The 15,430-nt window shown below is 57.0% G+C and carries 15 protein-coding genes, 1 tRNA gene and 1 riboswitch; of the genes, 4 read left to right on the forward strand and 12 right to left on the reverse strand.

Annotated elements, in window-relative coordinates; translation table 11 throughout:
* The first annotated feature begins 124 nt into the window (after positions 1 to 124).
* The gene (locus ACOSDR_RS05510; protein ID WP_420730624.1) at positions 125 to 1,021 is read left to right on the forward strand and encodes an RNA polymerase factor sigma-32; all 897 of its coding nucleotides are present in this window, start codon (positions 125 to 127) and stop codon (positions 1,019 to 1,021) included.
* Here ACOSDR_RS05510 and ACOSDR_RS05515 read toward each other — a convergent pair.
* The gene (locus ACOSDR_RS05515) at positions 1,016 to 1,825 is read right to left on the reverse strand and encodes a thermonuclease family protein (protein ID WP_420730625.1); all 810 of its coding nucleotides are present in this window, start codon (positions 1,823 to 1,825) and stop codon (positions 1,016 to 1,018) included. The two genes, ACOSDR_RS05510 and ACOSDR_RS05515, sit on opposite strands and share 6 nt — an antisense overlap.
* Positions 1,826 to 1,864: 39 nt before the next feature.
* Between ACOSDR_RS05515 and pip the strand changes: the two genes are divergently transcribed.
* Positions 1,865 to 2,818 (forward strand): prolyl aminopeptidase, encoded by a 954-nt coding sequence (gene pip, locus ACOSDR_RS05520; RefSeq protein WP_420723175.1) that lies wholly within the window; start codon positions 1,865 to 1,867, stop codon positions 2,816 to 2,818.
* Here the strand turns inward: pip and ACOSDR_RS05525 are convergent.
* The 9 genes from ACOSDR_RS05525 to ACOSDR_RS05565 form a co-directional block, all read right to left on the reverse strand.
* Entirely contained in the window at positions 2,815 to 3,291 is a 477-nt protein-coding gene (locus ACOSDR_RS05525) for an MmcB family DNA repair protein (RefSeq protein ID WP_420723174.1), read from the reverse strand. The genes pip and ACOSDR_RS05525 overlap by 4 nt on opposite strands.
* Positions 3,292 to 3,459: 168 nt before the next feature.
* Positions 3,460 to 3,978 (reverse strand): hypothetical protein, encoded by a 519-nt coding sequence (locus ACOSDR_RS05530; protein WP_420730626.1) that lies wholly within the window; start codon positions 3,976 to 3,978, stop codon positions 3,460 to 3,462.
* A 40-nt stretch (positions 3,979 to 4,018) separates the two neighbouring features.
* A riboswitch (cyclic di-GMP riboswitch) is annotated at positions 4,019 to 4,111 on the reverse strand.
* 88 nt (positions 4,112 to 4,199) lie between these two features.
* Entirely contained in the window at positions 4,200 to 5,504 is a 1,305-nt protein-coding gene (glnT, locus tag ACOSDR_RS05535) for a type III glutamate--ammonia ligase (protein WP_420730627.1), read from the reverse strand.
* Between the two features lie 42 nt (positions 5,505 to 5,546).
* Positions 5,547 to 6,869, reverse strand: a complete 1,323-nt coding sequence (locus ACOSDR_RS05540; protein WP_420730628.1) for an FMN-binding glutamate synthase family protein — start codon at positions 6,867 to 6,869, stop codon at positions 5,547 to 5,549.
* Between the two features lie 9 nt (positions 6,870 to 6,878).
* Positions 6,879 to 7,562, reverse strand: a complete 684-nt coding sequence (locus tag ACOSDR_RS05545) for a protein glxC (protein ID WP_420723170.1) — start codon at positions 7,560 to 7,562, stop codon at positions 6,879 to 6,881.
* A gap of 156 nt (positions 7,563 to 7,718) precedes the next feature.
* Positions 7,719 to 8,630: a class II glutamine amidotransferase gene (locus ACOSDR_RS05550; protein ID WP_420723169.1), complete on the reverse strand. Its 912-nt coding sequence runs from the start codon at positions 8,628 to 8,630 to the stop codon at positions 7,719 to 7,721.
* Between the two features lie 72 nt (positions 8,631 to 8,702).
* On the reverse strand, positions 8,703 to 9,338 hold the full coding sequence (locus ACOSDR_RS05555; protein ID WP_420723168.1) for a helix-turn-helix domain-containing protein: 636 nt from the start codon (positions 9,336 to 9,338) through the stop codon (positions 8,703 to 8,705).
* A 70-nt stretch (positions 9,339 to 9,408) separates the two neighbouring features.
* The gene (locus tag ACOSDR_RS05560; protein WP_420723167.1) at positions 9,409 to 10,497 is read right to left on the reverse strand and encodes a carbohydrate kinase family protein; all 1,089 of its coding nucleotides are present in this window, start codon (positions 10,495 to 10,497) and stop codon (positions 9,409 to 9,411) included.
* Positions 10,498 to 10,575: 78 nt separating this feature from the next.
* Positions 10,576 to 11,835, reverse strand: coding sequence for an MFS transporter (locus tag ACOSDR_RS05565; protein WP_420723166.1), 1,260 nt, complete (start codon positions 11,833 to 11,835; stop codon positions 10,576 to 10,578).
* Positions 11,836 to 12,205: 370 nt separating this feature from the next.
* Here ACOSDR_RS05565 and ACOSDR_RS05570 point away from each other — a divergent pair, with 370 nt between their 5' ends.
* Positions 12,206 to 12,652, forward strand: a complete 447-nt coding sequence (locus ACOSDR_RS05570) for a hypothetical protein (protein WP_420723165.1) — start codon at positions 12,206 to 12,208, stop codon at positions 12,650 to 12,652.
* A 2-nt stretch (positions 12,653 to 12,654) separates the two neighbouring features.
* On the opposite strand, the gene ACOSDR_RS05575 is transcribed toward ACOSDR_RS05570, so the two are convergent.
* Both ACOSDR_RS05575 and ACOSDR_RS05580 read right to left on the reverse strand, forming a co-directional pair.
* Positions 12,655 to 12,990 carry a peptidoglycan-binding protein gene (locus tag ACOSDR_RS05575; RefSeq protein ID WP_420723164.1) on the reverse strand — a complete coding sequence of 112 codons (336 nt, stop codon included), beginning with the start codon at positions 12,988 to 12,990 and terminating at the stop codon, positions 12,655 to 12,657.
* A gap of 391 nt (positions 12,991 to 13,381) precedes the next feature.
* Positions 13,382 to 13,458, reverse strand: a tRNA-Arg gene (locus ACOSDR_RS05580).
* 747 nt (positions 13,459 to 14,205) lie between these two features.
* Between ACOSDR_RS05580 and ACOSDR_RS05585 the strand changes: the two genes are divergently transcribed.
* On the forward strand, positions 14,206 to 15,360 hold the full coding sequence (locus ACOSDR_RS05585) for a hypothetical protein (RefSeq protein ID WP_420723163.1): 1,155 nt from the start codon (positions 14,206 to 14,208) through the stop codon (positions 15,358 to 15,360).
* Positions 15,361 to 15,430 lie beyond the last annotated feature (70 nt).

Genomic DNA, 15,430 nt, shown 5'->3' on the forward strand with positions numbered 1-15,430 from the left:
GACGTATCGTCAAAGTAGGCCAAAGCGCTCGATCTGCGGGATTGATCCGGGTGTGAGCGGGCAAAGGATCTGAAACGCTGGCCCGCAACGTCAATACAGACAGACCTCAGCAGGAGCAGGTAAGATGGCACATCTCGACGATCCAGCAACCCAGCGCGCGAATGTTCGCTATATCCGCCAATCCATGAAACAACCGCTGTTATCGCGCGATCATGAAATGGATCTGGCGCGCCTGTGGCGGGATGAGCAGGACGAAAAAGCCCTGCATGAGCTGGTTAATTGCTATACCCGTCTGGTGATCAGCATGGCGTCGCGCTTCCGCAATTATGGTCTGCCGATGGGCGATCTGGTTCAGGAAGGCAATGTCGGTCTGATGCAGGCCGCCGCGCGGTTTGAACCGGAACGGGATGTGCGGTTTTCGACCTATGCCAGTTGGTGGATCCGCTCTGCCATGCAGGATTATGTTCTGCGCAATTGGTCGATTGTGCGCACGGGTACTACGGCTGCTCAGAAATCTTTGTTCTTCAATCTGCGTCGGCTGCGGGCCAAGATATCAGATGCCTCTGCCACACAAATGACCCCTGCCCAGCGCCTTAAGATCGCCAAGGAATTGAATGTGAATGTCGGCGATGTGGAACAGATGGAAGGTCGCATGTCTGCGGGCGACCAATCCCTGAACGCCCATGTCGGTGAGGACGGTGAGGAGGAATGGATCGGCTTCCTGCAGGATGAAGGACCCAACCCGGAAGAGGTTGTGACCGGGCTGAGAGATGCTGAAAGCCGATCCCGCTGGTTGGCGGAAGCGATCGGTGAACTGACGGAGCGGGAACAGACCATTATCCATCGCCGCCGCATGGTCGAAGACGGTGCGACGCTGGAAGAATTGGGCAAGGTTCTGGGCGTCAGCAAGGAACGGGTGCGGCAATTGGAATCCCGCGCGCTGCAAAAGCTGAAGGTTTCCATCGGACGCCGGGTTGATCTGCCTTCCGACCTGCTGATGGATGCGGCGGAACCCCTATAACAGCGCGATCTGGCCTGGCTGTGTGATTTCCATGAAGGGGCCGTTCCAGTGGCGTATCCAGCCGCGCAGTTCGACTGGTGTGCCAATCAGTGTTTCGGGATCGATGACCTTTCGCAGCGATCTATCCAATCCAGCGGTGAAATCAGTTCTCCAGTCCGCGCCGAATTCCAGATGATCGCGGTTGCCAATTTGGGTCACATTCCGGGGGCGACCAGAAAGAATTTCAAAGCGGTCTGACCCGCTTTCATAAGACCCGGCGGGGTGGATTTGAAACAGGGCCGTTTTCCAGAATCCTGTCACCGCCGTCCGACCGGCTGTTTCCGCCGCAAGCAGGGGCTTGATATCCTGAAGGTCAGCGCCGGGCTCCGGGAAGACCCGCACCCATCCGTTTCGGGCTTGCAGGGCGGCGACATCCAGACCCTTCAGGGACAGTTTTGCACGTAAGCGGCCATAGCGATCCTGGGCGATGGCATCCAGGTCGACGCGAACCTGTTGCCCCAGCACCAAATCCGCCAGCCCTTGAGCGGCCTGACGGATCGGGGTTGTGTCGGTCATCGCGGCGTGGCGGTCCGGTCCGGGGGGCAGAATATGAGGCAAAACCACCCGGCGCCCATCGGCCAGTCGGACAGATCGTCCGTCATCAACAGCGATAATGGTCGCAAGAAACGACAAGGGGCCATCTGGTGCCGCCAGGCCTGTCTGGTGCCCCAGGCTCAGAAGTGCCCCGCCGCCCAGTCCAATCCGCAATGCCTTACGCCTTGATAATCGGCTTTGCACCCCCGACGTGTACAGGCCATACTGCACTGCAGTTGCTCCTTTTTAATCCCATCGACAGGACCCATTATGTCCCGAGATCGGCTGTACCCAGCCATTGAACCCATCCGCAGCGGCCACTTAGACGTGGAACCGCCTCATAGTATCTATTGGGAGGAGAGCGGCAACCCTGAGGGCGTGCCTGTCTGTTTCTTGCATGGTGGACCAGGGGCCGGAACGACGCCTGGCCATCGACGGTTTTTCGATCCGGAATTCTATCGCATCATTCTGCATGATCAGCGCGGCGCAGGCCGATCGCGCCCGGCGGCGGAAACGCGCAATAATGATACCGGCCGATTGATCAAAGATATTGAATCGCTGCGTGAAATGCTGGGAATTGACTCCTGGGTCGTCTTTGGCGGGTCCTGGGGGTCCAGCCTGGCCCTGGCTTATGCGCAAACCCATCCTGATCGCATACAGGCACTGGTTTTGCGCGGCATCTTTCTGTGTCGGCCCAAGGAAGTGTCCTGGTTCCTGCAGGGTATGGGGACATTCTTTCCAGAAGAACATGCCCGCTTTATTGGGCATTTATCCGCAGAAGAGCGCACCGATCCCCTGGCGGCGTATTTGCGGCGTCTGAATGATCCCAATGAGGCCGTGCACGGCATCGCTGCTGAAATCTGGAGCCGTTATGAGGCGGTCTGTTCAACCTTGCGCCCAAATGCCGACAGTCTGCGATCTGTTGGATTTCGGGATGCCGCCCTGCCCCTGGCAAGGTTAGAGGCCCATTATTTCGCCAACGGGCTGTTCCTGGGTGAAAATAAATTGCTTGAGAATGTCCATCGCCTGCATGGCATTCCGGGCATCATCATACAGGGACGCTATGACGTGGTCTGCCCGCCGACTTCTGCTTATGACCTGGTATCAGCCTGGCCAGATGCACGGTTGAAAATCATTGATGATGCGGGCCATTCTGCCACTGAACCCGGCATCATGCGGGCATTGATCGAGGCGATGGACAGCCTTAAATCCGTTTTGCCTTAAATCCGTTTTGCCGTAAGCTTTGGATCCATCAGATCAGCAAAACGATCTGCGGCCAACCGGGCAAAACGCAGCGTCAGCGCCTTTCGACGGGTGCCATTCATGGTCCCCTCTGCGGCGGGCCGTTCGATGGATGCGCCATAGGCATCTGCGATGATCAGGCCCACAGAGTCTGGCAGAATTTCGACAGGAAATGTGACCGGCACGGCGAAGTAAAACCGGTCGCAGAAGGGCAGATATTCGGTCCATTTCGAGTCTACGGCATAATCTTCAAGTGAGGATTTAACCTCCACCACCGTTGCCTGTCCCTTTTTATCCAGCGCCAGCACATCGACCCGACGGCCAGTATTCAGGGAAACCTCCGTCAGGCAGGCCATGCCCATATTCCGCAACAGACGAACCGTGCCGCGGGTGACGGCCAGCGTCGCATCCGGGCGCGTGTCGAAAACAACCGGGTCAGGGTATGATTCTGCCATTGGGGGGATCTCCTATGCCTGGAACTCTAGGGGAGGATATTGAAACAAACAAGGAACTAAAGCAAAGCCTTCGCAAGCGGAATGGTTTGCGACGACGTATTTGCTGAAAAATAGGGATAAAAGCATTATGTCTGAGCTCATGCGAGCGCATGATGCTCTTATCAGGCGTTATCGCTCTGTTTTGGCGGCGACCCGGCGAAAGCTGTTTCCAGAACATTCATAAATGTCCATGCGAAGGGCCTCCCCCTGATATGCCATTTGCGGTGTGATCCGGGCCTTGATGATAAAGAAGGTGGGAAATTCCTGATTTAAGAATCGCACAAGCCTGGGATCATTATCCACCATATCCCGAATGGGATCGACCCGGTTTGGATTGCTGGCAGCATAAATTTGGATGGCATCATTCACATAGGCCGACTTGGCACAAAGCTGGGCGGCCACTTCGCGTGTCGGCAAGTCAATCGCTGCAACCAGTGTCTTTGTGTCATCTTCAACCAATCCAATCAGGGGGGTGGTGACCAGGCGGATCATCAGGCTGGGATCTGTAATCGGGGTGCCTTGCACAGCATTAGGGCCGGAAAATTCCAGCCGCTCAAGAATTTGCCGGCCGACAAAGGGCAGCGCGATCATCGGCAGCGCCAGAAACAACAGGATAACGGTATAGGCCACAATTTGGCGACTGGACATTCAGCACAGACTTTCGGTTTGGACAGATCAACACACATTTCCCGGCGGTCCCGCTGTCCCAAAGGTGTCTAAAATCGCTTTGGGACCGGTAACTTTGCGTCCCGCCGTTACCGACGGTTTGCCTTTTTCGGAACGATGGATCGTCCCTACCGATGGGTATTAAGGTAGTGCCACTTTTTCAAAATAAGCAGTGATCGCGGTCACAGGGTTTTCGATATTTTTTAGCAATCCAGGGTATTGGCTCGCTCCCACTCGGTCAGATGGCGGGCATAGTCATTCCATTCCCGGGTTTTGATCGTGATATAGGATTTGGCGAAATCCTCGCCCAGGGCGGCCCCCAGGGTTTTGTCCTTGGCGAATTCCCGAATCGCGTCGATCAGATAGATTGGCAGCTTCTTGGCGCCCTTTGCCTTATGAGCCTCGGTATACATATCAATATCCAGGCGTTTGCCGGGATCGGCCTTGGTTTCCATGCCGATCATGCCGGCGGCCAGAACCGCAGCGGCCAGCAGATAGGGGTTGGCCGCCCCATCGGCCAGGCGCAATTCAAACCGGCCCGGATCGGGGATGCGGACCATATGGGTGCGATTGTTGCCACCATAGCTGATCGTATTGGGCGACCAGGTGGAGCCGGACAGGGTGACGGGCGCGTTCAGCCGTTTATAGCTGTTCACGGTGGGATTGGTCAGGGCACACATACCGGATGCATGACGCATCAGCCCGCCCAGGAAGGTATAGGCCAGGTCCGACAGGCCCAATTCGCCCTTGTTGTCGGAAAACAGGTTCTTCTTGCCGGTCTTGTCCCATAGGGACAGATGCATGTGACAGCCATTGCCCGTCAGGTTCATAAACGGCTTGGGCATGAAGGTCGCGCGCAGGCCATGCTTTTCCGCAATGGACCGCACCATGAATTTGAAAAACGCCTGACGGTCTGCGGTGATCAGGGCATCGTCATAGTCCCAGTTCATTTCAAACTGGCCATTGGCATCTTCATGGTCGTTCTGATACGGACCCCAGCCCAGCCCGATCATCGCATCACAGATTTCCGCGATCACGTCATAGCGGCGCATGACGGCCTGTTGGTCGTAACAGGGCTTGGCGGCGGTATCCAGACCGTCGGAAATTGCATCGCCTTCCGGGGTGATCAGGTGGAATTCAGCCTCCACCCCGGTTTTTAGCCTGTATCCGGCGGCATCAGCCTTTTCGACCTGGCGTTTCAGGACGTTTCGGGGCCCCTGTTCAACCAGTTTCCCCTCCATCACCAGATCGCTTGCAACCCAGGCGACGTCTGGTTTCCAGGGCAGTTGGATCACACTGTCTGGATCGGGTACGGCAAACAGGTCGGGAAAGGCGGGCGTCATATCCAGATAGGTGGCAAATCCGGCAAAGCCCGCGCCATTCTTTTCCATCCCGGCGATGGCAGGCGTCGGGACCAGCTTGGACCGCTGAATGCCTGACAGGTCGGTGAAATTGACCAGAAAGTATTTAACGCCGTTCTTTTTTGCGAAAGCTTCCAGTTTGCTCATGATCCCCAAATCCCCTTTGCTTCAACCTATTCCATTATTGTATCAGAAACCCTGTCCCGGTATCCAGTTTGTCCCGGCCAGCGGCACTTTTGCCATGGCGGCGGCTTCGATTGTCAGCGCATTCAAATCTTCCGGCTCCAGATTATGGACATGGCTCTTACCACAGGCCCGGGCCAGAGTTTGCGCTTCCAAGGTTAGCACCCGCAGATAATTCGCCAGGCGATGGCCCGCTTTGATCGGATCCAGGCGGCTGGACAGGTCCGGGTCCTGGGTGGTGATCCCGGCCGGATCGCGCCCTGCCTGCCAATCATCATAAAAGCCGGGTGCAGAGCCCAGTTTTGCGTATTCTTCTGCCAGATCCGGGCGATTGTCCCCCAGGGCGATCAGGGCCGCCGTTCCGATGGAAACTGCGTCAGCGCCCAGCGCAATCGCCTTTGCCACGTCCGCCCCACAGCGAATTCCGCCTGATACGATCAGCTGAACGCCGGTGCGATGCATGCCCAACTCCTGCAGGGCTTCTGCCGCCATCCGCACCGCAGGTAGGGTTGGGATTCCGACATGTTCGATGAAACAGTCCTGGGTGGCACCTGTCCCGCCCTGCATGCCATCGACCACGATGACATCCGCGCCAGATTTGACCGCCAGCATGGTGTCGTAATAGGTCCGCGTTGCCCCAACCTTCACATAAATCGGCACCTGCCAGTCGGTGATTTCCCGCAATTCCCGGATCTTGATTTCCAGATCGTCGGGCCCGGTCCAATCGGGATGGCGACAGGCGCTGCGCTGGTCGATATTCTTGGGCAGGTCGCGCATTTCCGCCACGCGGTCGGAGATTTTCTGACCCAGCAGCATGCCGCCCCCGCCGGGCTTTGCGCCCTGACCGATGACAACTTCAATCGCGTCCGCCTTGCGCAGATCATCGGGATTCATACCATAACGTGACGGCAGATATTGATAGACCAGCTTGGTCGAATGGCCGCGTTCTTCCTGGGTCATGCCGCCGTCACCGGTCGTGGTGCTGGTGCCAACTTCAGAGGCCCCGCGCCCCAGGGCTTCCTTCGCATTGGCCGACAGGGAGCCAAAACTCATGCCCGCAATGGTGATGGGGATATCGATTTTCAGCGGCTTTTGTGCATGGCGCGCGCCCAATGTCACATCGGTGCCGCAGGATTCGCGATATCCTTCCAGCGGATAGCGCGACACGCTGGCCCCCAGAAAGACCAGGTCATCAAAATGCGGCAGGCGCCGTTTCGCCCCACCACCCCGGATGTGATAAATCCCCTTATCGGCTGCCCGCTGGATATCGCGGATAGTGGGCCGGTCAAATAGATAGGATTCCCGTAAATCTGGGTGATCTTGGCTCATGATGGGTCCTTAATACGCGCTGACATTGTCGATCTTGAAATTATAAAGCTGACGGGCCGAGCCGTAGCGCCGGAAGTCATTCGCATCCGCGACGATCCCTGCTGTGTCTAAAAGGCCCTGCAAAGTCGCACGGTGTTCGTCGGTCATCTCTTTTTCGATGCAATCGGCGCCCAGTCCCCGTGCCTCGCCGCGCAGATAGATCACCGCCTCATAGATGGAATCGCCCAGCCCATCATCGGCATCGCCACAGATCACCAGATGTCCGGACTGTGCCATAAAGGCGGAGTTATGCCCGACAGAGCCTTGCACAACGATGTCGATCCCCTTCATGGATATGCCACAGCGGGACGACGCATTGCCTTCCACCACCAGCAACCCGCCATGCCCGGTCGCGCCAGCAGACTGACTGGCATCGCCCTTCACCCGGACACAGCCGCTCATCATATTCTCGGCCACGCCAACGCCTGCATTGCCGTCAACGGTGATCTGGGCGTGTTTGTTCATGCCCGCACAGTAATAGCCAACATGACCTTTGATCTGGACTTCTATGTCATCCATCAGGCCCGCCGCCAGGGAATGGCGACCCATCGGGTTGGTGACGGTGAAAAGGGCATCCTGATTGCCATCGCGGCGCTGCAGGATGCGGTTTAACTGGCGGATATCGCCATCGGTCAGATCAATCTCTCTCATCATACTCATCCTTGGGCAAATCTTCAGCAAACGGGGATGTTTGCCATGTTGGATTTGCGGAAATTACAAAGGGTCCGAATCTCTAGTTCACGCTCATGCTGCCGCATGATGCTTGTTTGTGTGCGCTCATGCGGCTGCATGATGCTTGTTTGTCTGAGCTCATGCTGCCGCATGATGCTCGTGACCCCAGCTATAAACAGTTGCGGGTTTTGGTTCCCAGACTGTGGCTTTCTCCACACCGGGCAGGCGGGCCAGGGCGCGAAATTCGGATGACATGGCCACCCAATCGTCGGTTTCAGCCATCACGGCAGGCTTGCAGGCAACCGGATCGCGCAAAACGGCGAATCCATCCTTGGTCCCGACGGTGAAGGTGTAAAATCCGTCCAGATCTTTCAGGGCGGCTTCCAGCGCTTCGGCCAGGCTGGCCCCTTCGGACAGGCGCCAGGACAGATACCCCGCTGCGACCTCTGAATCATTCTGGGTCTGGAACACCAGCCCCTTGTCGCGCGATAGCCAGCGCTTCAGCCCGTTGTGATTGGACAGCGAGCCGTTATGCACCAGGCACAGATCCGCCCCGGTATTGAACGGATGGGCCCCTTCGGTCGTCACCGCGCTTTCGGTTGCCATGCGGGTATGGCCAATCATGTGACTGCCACTCATCTGGGTGACACCAAACCTGTCCATGACATCAACCGGCAGGCCGATTTCCTTATAGATTTCCAGCGAACTGCCGGTACTCATGATGCGGATTTCCGGATGATGGGTCACCAGCCAGCGGCGCATCGTGTCGGGATCGCTGTGTGCGCTGAGGATCGCATGGGTGGAACTGCGCGTGACAGAAACCGCAAAGCCTAGATCATTGGTCATTTCAGACGCGATCATCGCCCAATCGAATGCCTCGTCCGGGTCATAGACGGTTGCCTTGGCGCTGTCCGTTCCATCGCGATAGACCGCGAAACCCGCACTATCCGGGCCACGATCGGTCATTTCCATCAGCATCGGCGCGAAAAGATGGCCCAGCTTGGATCGCAGATCCGGGTTTTTTAAATACAGTCCTACAATGCCACACATCGCCGCGCTGCTCCTGTTATTAGCGGATGGGCGATATTACTAATAGGAAACAGATAATCTTACAAGGAATATTTAGTCATCATCCGATTTGGTGCGCGCAGCGATCACCGACAGATAGATGGCCGGCAGCTCCAACAGCTCTGACGGGCCATGGGGCGACATGGAATCGAAGAACAGGGAGTCGCCGGGATTGAGCGTATAATATCTGTCCCCATGGCGATAATTGACCTTGCCCGACAGCATATGGATGAACTCCATCCCTTCATGGCGGAATTCATCATAGGGCTCGGATCCTTCATCCAGCTTGATCAGATAGGGTTCCATTTCCAGCGCGCCGCGCACGGAATGACCCAGCAGGTGATACAAGTGACCCGCCCGTGTGCCCCGCCGATCAATGCCGATCCCCTGACCCTTGGGCACATAGGATACATCGCGGCTCTGTTCCGTGGCGCTGAAGAAGGACGACAGCGGCACCGCCAGCGCCTCTGCCACGCTGGCCAGGGTCGCCAGCGACGGGCTGGTCTGGCCGGTCTCAATTTTCGACAGCATGCCCTGCGACAGGCCCGCCGCATCGGCCAGCATCGCCATGGTCATATCCTGGCGCTTCCGCTGCCGTCGGATCTCAGCCCCAATCGCCGCCTCCAGCTTCTGGGGCGGGGTAGCCTCACCGGGATCCTCGGTCGGATTATCAGTCGCATCCTGTGTCATGGCGACCTGTCTACTCTTTTTGAAAAGAAATGTCACATGGGCTTGTGCGACACTGTCCCTATCCGCAGGCTCATTCAAACGCCGCCTTCTTCAGCGCGTCCAGGGTCATCAATCCGCCCTGGGCATCGACATGGCGCACGACCGATGCGGCATTATGCGCCGCCAACAGGGTTGCCCGGGGGCTGTCTTCGCCCCGCACCAACGCCGCTGCAAGGGTGGAGGCGAAGGCATCACCCGCCCCGACGGTTCCCAAAACCTGTGTCTGGATCGCAGATTGGTGGTGCAGGCCGGTATCATCGGCCAGATAGGACCCGTTCGCGCCATGGGTGACCGCGACATAGCGCGGCCCCAGATCCATAAGGCGGCGGGTATAGTCGGCCAGGCTCAGCCGGAACCCTTCAATCTCCAGGCAGGGCCCGGTTTCTCCCTCCAGCAATGGCGCAGACTGGCGCTCCCATCCGGTGCGATTGACCAGGGCCGGGACCAGGGCGCGGGCTTCCTCATAATTACAGACCAGCAGGTCGACATGGCGCAGACTGTCAAAGAACGGATCGGTCTTGCGCGTCAATTGCCGAATGCCCGGATTGACCGCCACAAAGGCCCCTGCCGCCTTGGCGTGGGAGACAATACTGGGAAACCGATTTGCCGAGTCATTGCTCAGATTGGTGACATAGACCAGATCGGCCCCCGCAAAGGCCTGGGGGGCGACATCCGCCTCCGTCAGGAAACCATTGGCCCCGCGATGGGTGAAAATCGCCGCATTGCGATCATGGGACGCAATCATCACCGATACGGCGGTGGTCTCGCCGCCCGCTTCATCGGGGCCATCCCCCCGACAGGTCCGCACCAGGTTGGTCCCAATCCCTTCCTGGCTCAGCCGGTCGATGATCTTCTCTGCATTATGATCTTCGCCCAGCTTCACCAGCGCCGACACATCCAGCCCCAGGCGCGCCAGCGACACCGCCGCATTCACCGCCCCGCCGCCGGTCTGGGTAATCACCGAAGACGCATCCACCTTGCGGCCTGGCTCCAGCAACAGGAAGGACGTCGTGCTGTTATGCAGCGTCATCCGCTCAATATCATCACTGGCCACCGTCGCAATAATATCCACCGTCGCCGACCCAACGGTAATGGCTTTCAGGCGGGGCAAGGCGGTCATGGGCGGACCTTGGGATGGGGGAAAGGACATTGCAGTGCGTCTTTGTGGCGTGTTGCTGACTGCATATTAGTGGCACCTTTAAGCGTTTGCTTCGCGTTCTGAGTCTGCTTGCTCTGCGGCCCAGGTTCCCGCTGCTTCTACCGCGACCAGCGATGAAGTTGGTATAACACCGATATAGCTTTCTGTCTGATCCACTGGAACGGCGGCGCGCTGTGTCATGCGATATAGGGCATAGAGCGCAATTGCCCCAAAAGTCGCCCCCAGCACGACCCAGAATGCGAAAGGGCCAAGCCCCTCCATCGCCCAACCAGTAGCCATTGGACCAGCGATGGCACCCAGCCCGAAGATGAAGACAAGCCCCCCGGATGCTGCCGGCATATCTTCGGGTGAAAGGGAATCATTGGTATAGGCCAGAAACAGGGCATAAAGAGGTGTTGTCATCCCTCCAGCCAAAAAGGCTGCTGCCATTAAGGGCCAAAGACCGCCGTCGGTAACCCACCCCAATATGCACGCCACCGCGCCAAGACAGGCCGCGCCAAAAATCAGCTTACGCCGGTCTACCCGGTCTGAAAGCCAGCCGATGGGATATTGAAATACCAGCGCGCCCGCGAACAACATCGCGACAAACAACGATATCTGGGCGACCGGCATTCCAATCTGAGTGCCAAAAACCGCCCCCATACCTGATTGCGTCGCATAGACTGTCCCTAATAGGAAGATCCCAACTGTGCCCAGCGGAGAACTCGAAAAAAGGGTACGCAACGGCATTGGGCGCGCAACCTCAACCGTTGGGGCGGAGGCAACAGATAACAAAATCGGCGCGAAAGAAATAGATACCAAAATGGAGGCGCCGATGAAGAGTACAGAGGTCCCGGCATCTCCCAGCGTCAGGAGTCCCTGCGCCCCGATGATGCCAAGTGTCTGCGCGATCATATAAGCCGAAAGAACCTTGCCGCGTGTTTCGTTGGTGGCAGCATTGTTCAGCCAACTCTCAGCCGTGACATAAACACCAGACATACAAAAACCAATAAGTATCCGCAGGAGCGTCCAGGTCCAGGGTTCGGCCAGTAAGGGAAATGTGATCAGCGCCGCCGACATAAAACTGCCAAGTGCCGCAAAGACGCGCACATGCCCAACCCGCCGGATCAACAAGGGGCTAAGACGCGCACCGGAAAGAAAGCCGATAAAATAGCCAGAGGTGACAATAGCCAGTTCCAGGGACGAAAAGCTCTCAATCCCGCCACGAAGACCAATAAGGGTGAAATGCATGCCGTTGCCCAGCATGATGAACACGATACCAATGAGAAGGGGCCAGACCCCGGATAACACTTTAATCATGAGTCACCTCTCTGTATCAGGCGGTCTTTCTCAAAATACAGTTCAGTTTCTTCATTGCTGCTTTTGTTGCAGCGCCGTATGCGTGCAGGTTTACGACAAAGAACAATAGAGAACGCTGCGCCACTAAAGGGCACCCATCGTAGAAACTCATATGGCTATTGATTTGGCCACAGGTGACCAATCAAGACCACATCCACCTTGGTGCGTCCTATAGGCTTTCTGCAAAAGAAAAAGGACCCAGCGATTGGAGTAAGATTCTGAAAAACATTCCAATCGCTACAGAAGATGGAATTCATTTAAACTCCGCTTTAGACTAGGGTCAGTTTGTTAAGCTTAAACGCGAACAAGAAAACAAAAAGGTGTGTAAACATTGGGTTTCGATAAACCGCCGCCAGAAATTGGCCCTCATGAAGAGCGAGAACTTGAGTTGATGTTGGCGGGCGTCAAGCCGCTGGCCTATTTCTCGGAGTTGACACGCGCCGAATTTGAATTCCCCGACGCGGAGTTTGAACCCCATGTGCAAGCGGGCCGGATTATCAAACGGGATATCCTGCACATTCAGAAAATGTTTGGTCAGGATGAGGAAATTCGCTCTCTCTACTATGCGTTGCCAGGCGAGGAATGGCGAATCGACAAGGCCCATGCGAACCGCTTGCGGGGTTATCAGACCCGCAAAGAAACAGAGCATGACTCTCGCGAGATGGGTGAGCTGCTTGGTTATACCAAGCACGAAATCGATTGTTTCATAAGCTGGAGGGCTCGAATAAAAAAAGCAAGACGCGACGGGGATTGGACCCCGTCGCGTTCGACCACTTAGAACTATGATTTTAGCCAACAGTCTGCGCATACAGTTGGAGAATACACACCACCGTGCTTTGCTCCGCACTCTGAGCAAGTGTATCGTGGCGACCTTGCCGCAAGCCCTGTTTCCGTTGGTCCACCTGGGCGCATCAAGCCATCAACTTGAAGGCCATTGTCACTCTGGAATCGCTTGATTCCGTCAAACATCGGGGTATCAGGGTATTCTGTGATCCCATAGTCTGGTTCACGATAGTAGCCTTGCGCCTGAAGCCTGAGTTTGGTTTGCACAACATCTCCAGGATCAGCGGGATACCCGCCACCCAGCGTTTGTTGAAGCCAGTACTTCGTTGCCATTTCCGTACTCCATATTGAACATCCTCCGCCGATTGGTGTGTTCAGCGGGATCCCGATTGCCTTGCTCTTCACCAACACCCGTGGGGCACCGGGAAGAGCGCTCAATTTGCGCTGGAGTAACGCGTTGTCCGTCCGGTTATCAGGGCCTCTGAGAGACAGCCCCGGCCTTTCGGGCACATTTCTTCGATCCGTTGACTGCGCGGTCGCCAGAGAGGGGTTATCCTAAAAGGGCCCGGTCTTATTATGGGCAAAAACCTCAAAAGTTCAATTTAAAAAGAACAAAAAGAAAATTAATCTGTTCTGGTGCTGAGAATTAATCATGCTCGACGGTGAGCACGCTGAAGCTGGGCACCGGCAAAGACGGGATTGGAATTATATTATTGAGAAAAAATGGCGCGCCCCGAGAGGTTCGAACTCCCAACCTCCTGATCCGTAGTCAGGTGCTCTATCCAGTTGAGCTAGGGGCGCGCAGGCGTCCGCTGGTGCGGTGACGCGGCGCGGTTGATAGGCGATGTGGGACGGGTTGGCAAGGGTGATTTTCGCAAAAATGTAAAATCCGGGTGGTATCGGATGGATGGGTGCGGTGCTGGAGATAATATGGGGGGCGTGGGTCCGGCGTGCATCGCGGCTGTGTTGCAGGGAGGGCACAGTCCCGGCCAAGAGCGCCGTTGGATGGGAAAAACCGCGTGAGTCCAATGGGATTCGCGCTATTGTCTATCAGAATGCGGGTTGTCCCCGCGCAAAGGGTAAAGTAGTATCCGCTCAGTCGGATTGCTTTGGGGCCTGGCGACGGGTGCGGTTTGTCCTTTAGGATAAGCACTTAGCTGGCGTTTAAGCCGCCCTGATGGGGCGTGTCTGACAGTGGATTTAGGGTCCGGGTTCCGATGCGGATTTTGGGAGCCAGGGCCTGGCGGAGACGGTCGCGCGTTTTGAGGGATTGGTCGGGCGGATTGGTCAGATCAATTGGATTTGCGGAACGCGGCGGGTGGAAGAATTGGGGGAGTGCCGGACAAACGCTGGATCACGGGATCATGGGGACACCGATTGTTGGGTGAACCGGATCAAATATCCTGTTAAAATCCGGGTGCGTTTGACGGTAAGTGTGGAAAGCAACCGCAGACAGGCTTCTGATGATGGGGGTCTTTGGCGGGGGTTTTGATTTCGGAGGATTTCGGGCGTCACGGCGACCTGATTAAAGATAGGGCGGTGCAGGGCATGACCACTTCTTTTAAAATGCTAGGCTTGATCGGCGCGACCTGCGTGATGCTGACGGGATGTGACTCCCTGTGGCCGTCACTGGACTCGCAAGACCCGGCTGGCGGTTCTTCGACCCCGACCACGGCGGCCAGCCCGACCGGCTCGGCTGCTCAAGGCACCAATCAAACCACGGCCCCGACCGCGATGACCCTTAGCGATGCCGGAACGGTCTCTGCCGAGCGCACGGCTGTCTATAATGGCACCACGGCGGTGGGTGAGCGTATCGCGCAGATGGAGCGCGACCTGAACCAGTTGACCGCCAATGTGTCCGAGCTGAAATCCCAACTGAATGCTATTCGTGGCAACAGCGCGGCCAGTGCGACGGCCTATCATACGGCCAAGGCGGATATCACATCGCGTCTGCAATTGGGCACAACGCCGGGCAATCCCATTCTGGTGGATCAATGGAACCAGGCGCAGACCTCTCTGGCGACGGTGGAACAGACCATCCCCGCCTTGTCGTCACTGCACAGCAAAGCTTCTGACGAGGCCGCTTTCGGGAAATTCCTGTTGAGCACGGTTCAGGCAACCTATGGCCTGAGCGGCGCCGTGGACGAGGATCATGCCCGCCTGCGCATCCTGGAAGATTCGGTCTATCAATCGCTGGTCGATCTGGACCGGATGCTGACCAGCGTGACCCAGGAAATCAATCGCCATAATCTGTATGTCTCGAACGAGCGTCAGAATATGACGACCCTGGCGCTGGGCATCAAGAACGGGGAATTGTACGGTACCAATATCGCCAGCCGCTCCTTTGCGCTGGTCGAGGCTGCGGCGGCCAGCCAGGCCTCATCAAGTGCGGGTATTTCTCCGAATGCGGAGCCGCTGGTGATCATCCGCTTTGACCGCGATAACGTCCCCTATCAGCAGGCGCTGTATAACGCCGTCAGCCAGGCACTGACCGCAAAGCCTGATGCCGTGTTCGATCTGGTGGCTGTCAGCCCGAATGGGGGCAATGCCGCCCAGGTGGCGCTGAACGGGTCCGCCGCGCGGCGCAATGCGGAAGACGTGCTGCGCACGCTGACGGATATGGGGGTTCAGCCGGGTCGGATTAATCTGTTGGCCGATACCCGCAACACCGCCCAGAACGAAGTGCATCTATACGTTCGATAAGGCCTGATCTTCAAAACGATGATCCTATCGCGGCGGCACTGCGTATCTTTCCTATGGGAGGGGCTGTTGT

Source organism: Hwanghaeella sp. 1Z406 (genome assembly GCF_048892425.1).
In the GTDB taxonomy this organism is placed as follows: domain Bacteria; phylum Pseudomonadota; class Alphaproteobacteria; order UBA8366; family Aestuariispiraceae; genus Pacificispira.

Coding starts and splice junctions, on each gene's coding strand:
- ACOSDR_RS05525 (WP_420723174.1), bottom strand. CDS start 3,291: ATGGCAGAATCATACCCTGACCCGGTTGTTTTCGACACGCGCCCGGAT.
- ACOSDR_RS05555 (WP_420723168.1), bottom strand. CDS start 9,338: ATGACACAGGATGCGACTGATAATCCGACCGAGGATCCCGGTGAGGCT.
- glnT (WP_420730627.1), bottom strand. CDS start 5,504: ATGAGCAAACTGGAAGCTTTCGCAAAAAAGAACGGCGTTAAATACTTT.
- ACOSDR_RS05545 (WP_420723170.1), bottom strand. CDS start 7,562: ATGATGAGAGAGATTGATCTGACCGATGGCGATATCCGCCAGTTAAAC.
- pip (WP_420723175.1), top strand. CDS start 1,865: ATGTCCCGAGATCGGCTGTACCCAGCCATTGAACCCATCCGCAGCGGC.
- ACOSDR_RS05585 (WP_420723163.1), top strand. CDS start 14,206: ATGACCACTTCTTTTAAAATGCTAGGCTTGATCGGCGCGACCTGCGTG.
- ACOSDR_RS05540 (WP_420730628.1), bottom strand. CDS start 6,869: ATGAGCCAAGATCACCCAGATTTACGGGAATCCTATCTATTTGACCGG.
- ACOSDR_RS05510 (WP_420730624.1), top strand. CDS start 125: ATGGCACATCTCGACGATCCAGCAACCCAGCGCGCGAATGTTCGCTAT.
- ACOSDR_RS05560 (WP_420723167.1), bottom strand. CDS start 10,497: ATGACCGCCTTGCCCCGCCTGAAAGCCATTACCGTTGGGTCGGCGACG.
- ACOSDR_RS05550 (WP_420723169.1), bottom strand. CDS start 8,630: ATGTGTGGCATTGTAGGACTGTATTTAAAAAACCCGGATCTGCGATCC.
- ACOSDR_RS05530 (WP_420730626.1), bottom strand. CDS start 3,978: ATGTCCAGTCGCCAAATTGTGGCCTATACCGTTATCCTGTTGTTTCTG.
- ACOSDR_RS05565 (WP_420723166.1), bottom strand. CDS start 11,835: ATGATTAAAGTGTTATCCGGGGTCTGGCCCCTTCTCATTGGTATCGTG.
- ACOSDR_RS05575 (WP_420723164.1), bottom strand. CDS start 12,990: ATGGCAACGAAGTACTGGCTTCAACAAACGCTGGGTGGCGGGTATCCC.